This window comes from Cellulomonas sp. Leaf395, from assembly GCF_001424125.1.
Classification (GTDB): Bacteria; Actinomycetota; Actinomycetes; order Actinomycetales; family Cellulomonadaceae; genus Cellulomonas.
On sequence record NZ_LMQI01000003.1, the window covers coordinates 595373 to 607514 of the forward strand.

9 protein-coding genes are annotated in these 12142 nt (G+C 72.1%); 1 reads left to right on the forward strand and 8 read right to left on the reverse strand.

The window, feature by feature from the left end:
* The first annotated feature begins 27 nt into the window (after positions 1 to 27).
* Positions 28 to 2532, forward strand: coding sequence for a glycosyltransferase (locus ASG23_RS10605; RefSeq protein ID WP_056024108.1), 2505 nt, complete (start codon positions 28 to 30; stop codon positions 2530 to 2532).
* An 85-nt stretch (positions 2533 to 2617) separates the two neighbouring features.
* On the opposite strand, the gene ASG23_RS10610 is transcribed toward ASG23_RS10605, so the two are convergent.
* The 8 genes from ASG23_RS10610 to ASG23_RS10645 form a co-directional block, all read right to left on the reverse strand.
* Entirely contained in the window at positions 2618 to 3547 is a 930-nt protein-coding gene (locus ASG23_RS10610) for a glycosyltransferase family 2 protein (RefSeq protein ID WP_056024111.1), read from the reverse strand.
* Positions 3540 to 4157 carry a dTDP-4-dehydrorhamnose 3,5-epimerase gene (gene rfbC, locus ASG23_RS10615; RefSeq protein ID WP_056024114.1) on the reverse strand — a complete coding sequence of 206 codons (618 nt, stop codon included), beginning with the start codon at positions 4155 to 4157 and terminating at the stop codon, positions 3540 to 3542. Before rfbC ends, ASG23_RS10610 begins: the two co-directional genes overlap by 8 nt.
* A 64-nt stretch (positions 4158 to 4221) precedes the next feature.
* A complete protein-coding gene (locus tag ASG23_RS20295; RefSeq protein WP_056024117.1) occupies positions 4222 to 6573 on the reverse strand; it encodes a hypothetical protein in 2352 nt (783 codons plus the stop codon).
* The gene (locus ASG23_RS20135) at positions 6570 to 7070 is read right to left on the reverse strand and encodes a hypothetical protein (RefSeq protein WP_056024120.1); all 501 of its coding nucleotides are present in this window, start codon (positions 7068 to 7070) and stop codon (positions 6570 to 6572) included. Before ASG23_RS20135 ends, ASG23_RS20295 begins: the two co-directional genes overlap by 4 nt.
* Positions 7071 to 7217: 147 nt before the next feature.
* The gene (locus ASG23_RS10630; RefSeq protein ID WP_056024123.1) at positions 7218 to 9548 is read right to left on the reverse strand and encodes a DUF2142 domain-containing protein; all 2331 of its coding nucleotides are present in this window, start codon (positions 9546 to 9548) and stop codon (positions 7218 to 7220) included.
* Positions 9549 to 9689: 141 nt separating this feature from the next.
* On the reverse strand, positions 9690 to 10073 hold the full coding sequence (locus tag ASG23_RS10635; protein WP_235521014.1) for a DUF2304 domain-containing protein: 384 nt from the start codon (positions 10071 to 10073) through the stop codon (positions 9690 to 9692).
* The gene (locus ASG23_RS10640) at positions 10073 to 10804 is read right to left on the reverse strand and encodes a glycosyltransferase family 2 protein (protein ID WP_056024125.1); all 732 of its coding nucleotides are present in this window, start codon (positions 10802 to 10804) and stop codon (positions 10073 to 10075) included. Before ASG23_RS10640 ends, ASG23_RS10635 begins: the two co-directional genes overlap by 1 nt.
* Before the next feature lie 10 nt (positions 10805 to 10814).
* Positions 10815 to 12068: a hypothetical protein gene (locus tag ASG23_RS10645; protein WP_056024627.1), complete on the reverse strand. Its 1254-nt coding sequence runs from the start codon at positions 12066 to 12068 to the stop codon at positions 10815 to 10817.
* Positions 12069 to 12142: the final 74 nt, after the last annotated feature.

Below are 12142 nucleotides of genomic sequence, written 5' to 3' on the forward strand. Positions count from 1 at the left end.
ACTGGGTGGTCCGTGGGGACGCCTACGATGGGCCAGGTGCGAATAGTGGTTGTCTCCGCTCACTACCCCCCCAACCTGACGAGCGGGGGCACGCTCGTGCCCCAGCGCATCGCTCGTGGGTTGGCTTCGCGCGGCCATGACGTGCGTGTCTTCGCAGGACATCTCGACGACTCCCGTGCGCCGTTGAGCTCGTGGGACGAGACGGGGGAGGACGGCATCCCGGTCCGCTGGCTCTCGATCACGCCCTTCACCTCGTGGTCCGACCCGCTGAACAGCCTCAACCCGGGTGCCGAGCAGGCCTTCGAGAGCTGGCTCGACGAGAACTCTGCCGACGTCGTGCACCTGCACTCGCTGCAGACGATGGGTGCGGGGCTGGTGTCGGTCGCGAAACGGTCGGGCGCCCAGGTCGTGGTGACCATGCACGACTTCTGGTGGACCTGCGCCCGGCAGTTCCTCGTGGCGCCCGACATGACCCCGTGCTCCCTCGTCGTCTCCTGCGGCGCATGCCCCTGCGCGGTGAACCACGAGTGGCTCGCCGCCCGGAACCGTGCGCTGCACGCCCGGCTCGCGGACGCCGACCTCGTCCTGGCCCCGTCGCGGAGCGCTGCCGAGGTGATGATCGCCAACGGGGTCGACGAACGGCGTGTGCGGGTGGACGAGAACGGGTTGCCCGAGAAGCGCCGGACGACCGCCGAACGGCGTGAGGACCAGGACGTCCGATTCATGTTCGCCGGCGGCGCCGACCCCATGAAAGGACTCCCCGTCCTGCTCGAGGCTCTGCGCGCGGTGCCGGCTGGGGGATGGTTGATCGACCTGTACGGGGTCGACGCGGCACACACCGACGGACTCGGCACGCACGTGCGGGCCCAGCCGGCCTACCGCCCGGTCGAGCTGGACGACGTGCTGGGCGCCCACGACGTCCTGATCCTGCCGTCGGTCATGCGGGAGTCGCACTCGATCCTGACCCGTGAAGCGCTCGGGGCAGGTCTTGCCGTCGTGTGCACCGACACGCTCGGCCCGGAGGAAGCGGTCCGCGACGGGGTGAACGGGCTGGTCGTGCCCGCCGCGGACGCTCGCGGGCTGACAGTCGCGCTCACCGGGCTGGTGCAGGACCGGGACCAGGTGCGGCGGATGCAAGAGGTCGCGGTCGACGTTCAGGTCCGGGCCCTGGAGGACCAGGTCGTCGGGCTGGAGGCCACGTACGGCGCCCTGCTGGCCGCGTCCACCGACGTGGTCGAACCCGAGCCGATCATGCACCGGGTCCTGTTCGTCGTCGGCATCCAGGGTGCGCCGCTGCGCTACCGCGCGCACCTCCCGGCCGAGTCGCTGCGCGAGCTGGGGATCGCGACGGACGTGCGGCACTACCGCGACCCCGAGCTGCCGGTGCTCGCCGCCACCGCGGACGCGGTCGTCATCTACCGCGTGCCGGCCACGGTGCAGGTGCTCGACCTCGTCCGCCAGGTCCGTGCGCGACAGCGGCGCGTCCCCGTGCTCTTCGACGTCGACGACCTCATCGTCGACCCCGGGCTGCGTGGGTCGGTGCACGGGCTCGAGGGCTTGAGCGGGGCCGAGCGCGACCTGTGGTGGAACGGTGTGGCGCGGTACCGGACCACGCTCGAGGCCGCCGACGCGTACATCGGCAGCACGGAGGCGCTGTGCGACGAGGTCGGCAGGCTCACCGGCATGCCCGTGCACCGGTTCGCGAACGGCGTCGGCGCCGCGCTGGGACGCCTGAGCGAGGAGGCCCTGACGCGTCAGCGGCGCCAGGGTCCGCTCCGGATCGGGTACTTCTCGGGCACGACCACGCACGACGCGGACTGGGCGGTCGTCGAGCCTGCGGTGGTCGAGGTCATGCGCCGGCACAGCGACGTCGAGCTGTGGCTCGGTGGGCACCTGGGCACCGGTGCGGCACTCGACGAGGTGGCCGACCGCGTCCACCGCCTCCCGATGCTGCCGTGGACGCAGCTCCCGGCGCGGTTGCGGGACGTGGACGTCAACCTTGCGCCGCTGGTGGCAGACAGCCAGTTCAACGAGGCGAAGTCGGCGATCAAGTGGCTCGAGGCCGCGCTGGTCGCGACACCGACCGTGGCCTCGCCGCGAGAGCCGTTCCGCGAGAGCATCGACGACGGTGTCACCGGACACCTCGCCAGCACACACGAGGAGTGGGTCGAGGCGCTTGAGCTCCTCCTCACCGACGAGCACCACCGCACGCTGGTCGGCAGCCGCGCACGGCGCGCGGCGCTGCTGCGATGGTCGCCGGCACACCAGGGCCACCGGTACCGCGAGATCCTGCTCGCTGCAGCGCGCGACGTGCGGGGCCAGGAGAACCGGCGGCAGAGCTCTTGGGTCGCCGTCGCGGGCGACGAGCCGCTCAGCGCGGCGGACGCCTGGGTCGACGAGTACCCTCCCCGCACAGGTTCGCCCGCGGGGCCGTGGCGCATGCGCAGCGCAGCGATACGGCGCGTCTACCGCTCCGGCGGCATCACCGCCGTTGCGGCCCGAGCGCGGCGCCGCCTCTCGCAGCGTGGCTGACATGGAACACGCCGTCGACCCTCGAGGAGGTCTGTGTGCCTCTCGGCGAGCCGCTCCAGTCGCGCGTGGCGGCAATCGCCCTCGTTCAGGGTGTCTGAGGCACTAGCGGGCCGGTCCGACCGAGCAGACCGTGTCTGATGCCGCGCAGCATGAGCGGGATCCTCACGCGGCGCGGCTCGACCGCGACGACGTAGTAGAGGACGTACTTGCCAAGCCACCACAGGTAACCGAGGCGCCAGCCTGCTGTCAGCGCGGACGAGCGCACCAGCAGGACCGTGTTGCGCGTCATGTAGTAGTTGCGGACCACCGACTGCACGTGCACGGTGCGGCTCCGGCCGGGGACGACCCGAGGGGTCTCGCCCAGCTCGTGACGCAGCTCGGCGCCGACCGCGGCGAGCAGCACGAACCCTGCGGCTCTCGCGCGGACGCCCCACTCCAGGTCGACGTGGTCGATGAAGAAGTCCTCGCGCATCGGTCCGACGACGTCGAGCGCATCGACGTCGACCAGGCAGCCGGACGCGATGAGGAACGCCGCCTCAAGGGTCGAGGCGTCGTCGTCGATCGAGACCCGCCGCGGCCCCCAGCGCTGCACCGCGTACACGAACGGGGGTTCACCGTCGCGGTCGTCGCGGGCGACCGCCCCCACCGCAGCCACCCGGCGCCCGTCAGGCAGCGGGTGCGTCGCCACCTCGACGAGGCGGTCGACCATGCCCGGCAGGGGCACGGAGTCCTGGTCGAGGAGCAGGATGTGGGTCGCGCCCAGCGTCCTGGCCACGTCGCACCCGCGGTTCTGCGCGGCGGCGATCCCGAGGTTGGCGCCGAGCTCGACGAGCTGGGCGCCGGCCGCCGCGCAGGCGGCCCGCAGCGGCTCGACGAGCGGTTGTGCGGAGCCGTTGTCGACGACGACCACGGCCGCGGCCTGGGCGCTCGTCTCCTCGAGCAGGGTGCGGAGAGCCTCGAGGTCGGGCTGGTAGCTGACGACGACGGCGACGACCGTGGTGGTCGGTTCAGGCATCGAGCGTGGCGAGGAACGCGAGGACTGCGTCGTGGGTGGGCAGGAGGCCGAGCTCGGCGGCCTGCGCGAGGGAGGGCGCCTCCTCGTCCTTGGGCGACAGGAGCGGCGTGAGCGGCTGCCCGTCCCGGCCCGTCGTCGGCCACTCGATGCCGATCTCGGGGTCGAGCGGGTTGACGCCTTGCTCGCGGCCGGGCGCGTACGGGGCGGAGCACAGGTACGCCACCGTCGAGCCGTCCTCGAGCGACATGAACGCGTGCCCCAGACCCTCCGGCACGTAGATGGCTCGCCGGGCCTCGTCGTCGAGCAGGACCGTGTCCCACTGACCAAACGTCGGGGAGCCCACCCGGATGTCGACGACGACGTCGAGGACGGCACCCTTGAAGCAGGTGACGTACTTGGCCTGCGACGGCGGTACCTCGGCGAAGTGGATGCCACGGATCACGCCCGCGGCGGAGACGGAGCAGTTCGCCTGGGCGAGCGTGAACGGATGACCGACCGCTTCGGCGTACGTGGCCGCGGAGAACCACTCGAGGAACGTGCCCCGGTCGTCGCCGAACTGGCGGGGAGTCAGCTCCAGGGCACCTGGCACTCGCAGCTCGCGGACCTGCATCACAACTCCTTGCTCGGGCGGGGGCACCAGGTTACGGGAGGTGGTCGGATCGCCCGAACCGACATCAGGGAGTGGTCACGGTCCGGCACCCGAGCGACGTGCTGGGCCCGGTCGGGAGGTTCACGACCTCCAGGCAGACGGTGTGTGGTCCGGCTGCAACGGTGACCGACCCCGCGAACCCGTGTGCCGTGCCGACACCGAACGACCCGAGGTCGGGCCGTGAGCGATCCGCGACGACCGGTGTCACCCGACCGTCCACGCTCACGTTGACGGTGACCGGGTCGACCGAGTCCTGGTCGAGGGCCCAGCCGGCGACCGACAGGGAGCCGGCCGAGGTGGTCACGGCGTCGACGAACCCGATCGGTGGCCGGTTGTCCGCGAGCACCGTCACCGTGCGGCATCCCAGAGGCGGGTTGTTGCCCGGGCTCGCGTTGATGGCGTAGACGCAGACCTGCTGCTGCCCCGGGGCAACGGGCACGGTGCCGGAGAACCCGTGGGCGGCGCCGAGCTTGAACACCGCATCGAGGTCCGGCCGGTTGATGTTGGCAGTCACGGCCGTGCTCGCGGGGCCGGCGTGGACGTGCACGGCGATGGACGCCGTGGTGTCGGGGTCGAGTGCCCAGCCCTTGACCGTGACCGAGCCGGGACCGGGAGTGATGAAGTCGAGGAAGCCGATCGGGTCGCGGTTGACCACCGTCACCGTCCGGCACCCCAGCGCGGTGTTGGCGCCGGGTGTGGCGTTGATGGCGAACAGGCAGACGTTGTGGCTGCCGGCCGCTGCGGGGATCGTGGCGGCGTAGCCGTGGTTCGGTCCCTTGCCCAGCGACGTGAGGTCGGGCCGGGGGTCGGCGGCCTGGATCGCCTGGCTCGCGGAGTCGACGTACACGTGCACCGCGATGGGGTCGGACGTGTCAGGGTCCAGGGCCCAGCCGCGGACCGTGATGTCCGCCGCGCCCGCCGTGACGGAGTCGATGTAGCCCCACGGGGCGCTGTTGACGACCGTCGCCGTCTTGCAACCCAGCTCCGAGTTCTGGCCGGGAGGGGCCTTGAGGGCGGTGACGCACACGGTGTGCTGACCGGAGGCCGCCGGAATGCGCACGACGAAGCCGTGGTTGGGCCCCACCTTGAGCGCGGCGTCCAGGTCGGGGCGGGGTTGGTCCGCGACCGCCGAGCGTGCCACGCCGTCGACCTTGACGCTCAGCTCGACGGACGAGCCCAGCGCGTCGGGGTCGTAGACCCAGCCACTGACCGTCAGCCCGGCGGCGTCGGCCACCGCGGAGTCGTAGACCCCTTGCAACGGATGGGGTACGACGACCGTGCGGCAGCCGAGCAGCGTGTTGCCCGAGACCGCGTCGGTGTTCATGGCCCACACGCACACGTTCGTGGTCCCAGGGGACGCTGGCATGGTCGTCGAGTAGCCGTGCAGGTCACCCTTGCCGAACGCCGCACCGACGTCCGGGCGGGACCCGTTGGCCAGGAACGCCTGCGACGCGCTCCCGACGTACATGTGCACGGTGATCGGGTCGTTCGTCTCGGGGTCGATCGCCCAGCCCGAGGCCGTGACCGACAGGCCGCTGACGGTGACGGAGTCCAGGAAGCCGAACGGCGGGTTGCCCGTCGGCGAGCCGAACCAGTCGGAGAAGTAGTTGAAGAAGTTCCGGTTGCCGTAGGACGAGCAGCTGTCACCCGTGCCGTACCCGGCGGCGAGGGCGGCCCCGTTCGGCTGGTAGGGCGTGTAGTTGTAGAGGCTGGCCGTCGCCTGGTTGCGGATCAGCACGGGCGACGTGCCGCACGCGGCGTTCGGGTGGAACCGGACGTTGTTCACCAGGCCTGCGCGGTGCGAGTAGCTGCCGGGGTTCAGCGCGTAGTTCCGGAACTGCGACGCCGCCGAGTAGACCTGGTTGAAGAAGCCGTAGTACAGCGCGTTGCATGCCGCGGTGTCGGGGCAGCCGTAGCCCATCGCCTTCTGGTACGTGCTGGCCGGCTTGCCCGTCAGCGCCGTGACGAGTCCCTGCTCCTTCTGCAGGGTGACCAGCAGGACCTGCGGGTTCACCCCGCACGCGGCGGCGACCTTCGCGATGATCGTCGAGGCGCGTTCGGTGGCTGCACCGACGTACTCGGTGCAGCGGTTCGTCGCAGCCCGCGTCGTCGTGCTCTCGACGTAGCTCTTGAGGCACGTGTTGCCGTCCGCCGGCACGCACGCGGAGCCCTTCTGGTCCAAGAACGGCTGGACGGTGCCCGCGTTCATCGCGGTGGAGTTGAAGAACACCGCGTCGCTGATGATGAACCCGGGATCGAACCTGGACAGGTCGGCCGCCTGTGCGGGCGGCCCGCTCGCGGTCACGACCGCCGCCAGCGCGACGAGCGCCGAGAACAGCGCCGTCAGGACGAGCCGGGTCGTTCGGGCGACGGTCACGCCGGGACCTCCACGTCGGTCGCGGGGCTCGTCACCGAGCCGCCCGCAGTCTGGTACGTCAGCGTCGCCGACCAGGTCCCGGCGGTGAGCGCGGAGCGGGGGATGCTCAGTGCGCAGGACGTGGTGGTCGCATCCGGTGCGGCCGGAGCGGACACGGTGACCGGAGCCGACCCGGCGCGCGCGAGGGACGCCACGCACGTTCCGCCGTCGCCGACGACGTCCGCGTAGCCCGTGACGACGACCTCGCGGGTGTCGGGCAGGTAGCCCGCGACGGTGAGGGCGACCGTGACGCCGTCGAGCGAGGCTCCCGGTGCGGGCGGCGCCGTCGCGGAGGCGGCGGGGTCGGGCACGACGGGGTCCTCCGTCGGCGTCGGCGTCGTCGCCGGGGTCGGCGTGGGCGTGCCGGTGGCGCCGGGCGACACCGCTGGGCTCGTGCCGCCGGGCTCCGGGGTCCGGGTCGGCGTGCACCCAGCCACGACGATGCCGACGGCAGTCACGCAGGCCGCTGCGAAGGCAGCGGTCCGCCGGGTCGAGCCACGCACGAAGGACCTCCAGGACGGTGTGGACAACCACGGTAACCGACCGGATCTCGGCCGCCGCGGAGCGCGACCGTGTGTCCGCGGGTGAGGTCCTGGCGGGTCGGGCTAGCTGTAGAAGCGGTCCCCGATGGTCGCGACGGAGAGCACGTGCAGCGTCCACATGCCCAGGAACATCGCGGCCGGGAGGACCCACAGCGCCGCTCGCCGCCACCACTCAGCTCGCCTCGGGAGGATGCCCTCGACCAGCAGCGCAGGCAGCGCCAGCAGGGCGGGGACGACCATGAGGGCGTACCGCCCCTGGAGGAGTTCGTCCCGCCCGGAGTTCCTGAAGTAGAGGTACCCGGCGAGGTAGAGCACGGCGATGACCCCCACGACGCACACCGCCGACATCCACGTGCGGACCGCGTTGCTGAGGACGGCTCCACCGGCCGGCGTCCGATCGAGCTCGTCGACAGTCGACCCCGGGGCCGCGCTGGTGCTCGTGGCCGACATCGCTGCCACGGGCCGTGCGGCCTCGTCGGCCGACGCGCCGGAGAGAGCCTGCCGGGTCGCCAGCCCGCGACGCACGAGGCGGACGGCCCCGACGACGAGCCAGACGGCGGCGAGGATGACGACGACCTTCAGCCCGAGCCAGACCCAGTTGTAGGCGGTCATCGGGAGGCGGACGTCGAGCCACGAGAACAACCCGAACATCTGGTCGCCCCACTTGGCCCGGAACGAGTCGAGCCCGTCGAGGAACTGCAGGTGCAGGTAGTGACGGGGGGACCGGTTCTGGTCGCCGTCAGGGTAGAAGGGCAGGTCCGACGGCGGGATGGCAGCGAGCACCTGGAAGACGACCCAGACCCCGTAGGTGGCGACGACGCCGAGCACGCCCGCGGCGGCCTGGACGCCGGACCGCTTCCAGGACCAGCCGTCGCGGCACAGACCCACGATCCAGCCGAGCGCCACCACGGGCGCGATGCCGACCCCGTAGGGCTTCGCGAGCAGGGCCGCACCCACGAGGGCGCCCGCAGCGAGCACGTGTGTGGCGCGGAACCGGCCCTGCGCCAGTCGGAGCGCCATGGCGAACGCCGCGATGCCGGCCGCCATGACGAGCCCGTCGTTGTTCACGATCGCGAACTGGTGCGCCATCATCGGCTGGAGCACGACCGCGAGGCCGAGCAGCGTGGCCGGCACGGCCTTGCGCGGCAGCAGGCGGCGAGTCACGTGCATCGTCGCCCAGGCGGCGAGACCGCCGAGGAGGACGGTCCACAGCCGCATGCCGTAGATCTTGTCGAGGAACGTTCCCGGGGTGATCGTGTAGAGCACCGCGGCAGGCGCGTAGTACGCCGGCGGGTATCCCGCGGCGGACGCGCTGCCGTTGGCGCGGGGCGACGCCTCGCGCAGCTCCTGCTCGAGCTCGACCGTGGCCTGCGGGTCGCGGTTCGCACGGTCGCTGGGCGGCGAGCCCTCGCGGGCGACGAAGTCGTTGAGGATGGCGAGCTGGTCGCTCAGGGTGGGCCGCAGGTTGTCGTAGGCGACGTCCCGGACCGGCAGGCGGCCTTCCTCTGCCAGGAACTGCGCGTACCCGGCGTGCGCACCCTCGTCCATGCCGTCGAGCGGGGGGATCAGTGCGCTCCACAGCAGGCCGCGCAGCAGGGCGACCGCGATCACGAGGACAGTGGCGAGCTTGAGCGACGTCCACGACACGTTCACCGCGGCGACGATGCCGGCGAGCATGAGCAGGGTCCAGACGACCAGCGCGCCGGGCTGCACCCACCACGGTCCGCCCTCGCCCGCGCGGTCGAGCGCCGTGAAGATCTGCGAGGCGATCGTCCCGCCCTCGTACTCCGCGACCACGAGCGCGGTCGTGTCCGCCTCCTCGCCGTTCTCGGAGTAGGACGGCTCGTCGTCGAAAGGCTCGCCCACCCAGAGGGCGACGGCCCGGTCCCAGTCGCCCGGGGCCGCGGCGAACGTCACGGTGTACGTCTGCCCGGCGCTGTCGGTGAGCGGGTCGAACTCCGCGACGACCGTCGTGGTCTCGCTGTCGATGATGTCGCCGCAAGGGATGAGGGTCTCGTCGACCTGCGCGCCGTCCGGCGCGGTGACGGTCACGACGATCGCGCAGTCCTGGTCGGTCGCCGGACCGTAGGTGCCGAACTTGGCGCTGAAGGCGGTCAGCCCGTCCTGCGTTGCCGTGACGTCCTGGGAGATGACGGTCTCGTCGTCGAGCGCCGAGGAGACCTCACCGACGATGGCGGACTGCGTGGCCACGCCCTGGACGTGGCCGGCCGGACGCGTGAGCCAGACGGCGGCCGAGATGAGGATCAGCAGGACGACCGCCACCGTGCTGACGGTCCGCCCGGACCGCACCGCCCGGGCGAACCCCCGTCGGGCGTGCGGCGTCGCCGGCTCCACGTCGGTCGTCTCGGGCTCGGTCGTGCTGGTGCGCGGCATGGGTCCTCGTGGGCTCGGGTGTCGTCCGCGCCGTCCGGGCGCGCACACTCGCGCAGAAAGTGTAGTCGGGCGCACCACCCCGATTGCGCACGCCAAGGGGTGGGCGTGTGTGAGTTCAGTCGCCCAAGGGCGCGGGGACCGTCAGGCCGGGTCGTCGTCCGGCGTCCGGGCGGACGGCTCACCCTCGCGCAGGGTGCGCACCTCGAGCCGGAGCAGCGCCAGCTCCTCCGCCAGCGTCCGGGTCTCCTCCTCAAGCGAGGAGATCTCGGTGCTCAGCTGGATCAGGACGGAGAGCAGGACCGCGAAGCCCACCACGAACAGCAGGTTGACCGGCGTCTGCACGCCGACGACGTTCGCGAGCCAGAACGCGACCTGCGGGAAGATCGCGACGACCAGGACGGCGATCCCGAGCACGATCCAGATGGCCGCGTACTTCTCCCGCAGCCGCCTGGTGCGCAGCAGCACGAAGATCAGCGCGATCAGCGCGGCGCACAGCGCGACGGCGAACCAGTAGCCGCTCAGCATCAGAGCACCTCCGCCACGACGGGCTCGCTGGGCCGGGACAGGGCGATGACCAGGGCAAGGACGGCCCGCCCGAGGAAGATCGCAGCACGCACCGGGCTGTGCGACGGCGTCCCGCCCGCCCGCTCGCGCATCGACACCCCGGTCTGCCGGATGCGCAGACCGGCGCGCGCGCCGATGACGAGCGACTCGACGGTGTCCCCGAGGTACTCGGCCGGGTAGTTGGCGGCGAACAACCGGATCGCGCGACGGTTGCTCGCCTTGAACCCGGACGTCGTGTCGGTCAGCTTCGTGCCGCACACGCGGGACAGGACGACCGAGAGCATCTTCATCGACCAGGCCCGCGGACCGCGCACCGTGTACGTGCCGACGCCCGCGAACCGTGCCCCGATGACGATGTCCGCCTGCTGCTCGTCCATCACGTCGAGGAGGGTCTGGATCGCCGCCGGGTCGTGCTGCCCGTCCGCGTCGTGCTGGACCGCGCGCTCGAACCCGTTGCGGAAGGCGTACTTGTAGCCCGCGCGCATCGCGCCGCCGACGCCCAGGTTCACCGGCAGCTCGAGCACCAGCGCGCCCGCTGCGCGGGCCACCTCGGTGGTGCGGTCCGTCGAGCCGTCGTTGACGACGAGGACCGTCGCCTCCGGCACGGTGGCGTGCAGCTCCTGGATGACGGTGCCGACGGTCAGCTCCTCGTTCCAGGCAGGAACGATGACGAGGAGCGACTGCACGGGCATGGGGTGGACTCTACCCATCGTCCGACGGTGCGCCGGCAATCGTCCGCACATGGATGACGACCCCGACGAGCGGGCCCAGCACCAGGCTGAGGATGCTCCGCTGCTCCAGCGGCAGGGGGGTCAGGAGTATCGCGAGCGTGACCAGGCTGGCCAGGACCCACCCGGTGGCGAACGCCCGGTGCGAGCCGAGAGCGAGCGTCGCGGCACCCGTCAGGACCAGCAGGGCGAGCGCCGCCGCCGCGACGGTGAGCCCCGCGAGGACCCCGGAGCTGACGTCGTACTCCGCCCCGAACATCACCTGCATCGCCCACGGACCGACGAGCGCCGCGAGGGCGGCGCCGACCGCGCCGCACAGGAGGATGAGGCGCACACCGGGCCAGAGGGCACGGAGGCCCTCGGCCCGTCGCCCGAGAAAGTGCCTGATGGCGACACCCTGGTAGGCGATCAGCGGGAAGATCAGCGGAGCGCGCGTCACGGAGATCGCGACCACGAACGGCGCCGCGGCCTCGTACTCGACGTCGGTCGAGGTCGCCCGGAGCAGCACCGGGAAGCCGACGAGGATGGCGGAGCTCGCGATGCTGGCGATCAGGGTCGCGCGCACGTGGCGCAGGAAGGTGGGGGCGTCCACGTCCGCACGCTCCGTGGTCCCGGACCGGACGCGGCGGCTGACCGCCGCCAGCAGGAGCCATGCGGCGGCGGCCGCGGCCGCGGCCGCCTCGAGCCCGACCACGCCCGCACCGACGACTGCCGCCACGGCGACCACACCGATCCGTGCCGCGGCCTCCCCGCTCACCGTCGCGGTGTACGCCGTCCAGTCGCCGCGCCCGGCGAGCGCCCCGCACAGGGCGCTGTGCCCCGCGAACGCCACGCCGGCCAGGGCGACCATCACCACGAGCAGCCGCCAGCCGTCGCCGAGGACGTGCGCGCCCCACAGGGGAGAGGAGACGGCGAGCACGGCGCACAGGACCCCTCCCACCGCGAGCGACGTGGGGACGGCGCGTGCGCCGCGTGTCACGTCGCCGACCGACGCCGCCCGGGCGGCCACGGCGCGCGTCGACTCGTTCTGCAGCCCGTTCAGGGCTCCCATGACCCAGAACAGCAGCGACCAGAAGGCGAGGAACTCGGCCGTCGCGGCCTTCGTGAGCGTGTGCGTCGCGACCAGCAGGACCACGTACCCCGAGAGGCCACCGAACAGCGCCGCGGCACCCACGGCGCCGGCGGATGCACGGGAGATGGCGGGGGCACGCCCGGGTTCGTCGGTCACGAGCCCGTAGTCTTGCCTATCGACGAACGCGCGCACGACTCGACCGCGCGCACGACGCGACCGCGCCTCGATCG

What these genes read in the sequence shown, in the direction of transcription:
- ASG23_RS10605 (WP_056024108.1), top strand. Translation starts at nt 28, where the DNA reads ATGGGCCAGGTGCGAATAGTGGTTGTCTCCGCTCACTACCCCCCCAAC.
- ASG23_RS10610 (WP_056024111.1), bottom strand. Translation starts at nt 3,547, where the DNA reads ATGCCTGAACCGACCACCACGGTCGTCGCCGTCGTCGTCAGCTACCAG.
- rfbC (WP_056024114.1), bottom strand. Translation starts at nt 4,157, where the DNA reads ATGCAGGTCCGCGAGCTGCGAGTGCCAGGTGCCCTGGAGCTGACTCCC.
- ASG23_RS10630 (WP_056024123.1), bottom strand. Translation starts at nt 9,548, where the DNA reads ATGCCGCGCACCAGCACGACCGAGCCCGAGACGACCGACGTGGAGCCG.
- ASG23_RS10635 (WP_235521014.1), bottom strand. Translation starts at nt 10,073, where the DNA reads ATGCTGAGCGGCTACTGGTTCGCCGTCGCGCTGTGCGCCGCGCTGATC.
- ASG23_RS10640 (WP_056024125.1), bottom strand. Translation starts at nt 10,804, where the DNA reads ATGCCCGTGCAGTCGCTCCTCGTCATCGTTCCTGCCTGGAACGAGGAG.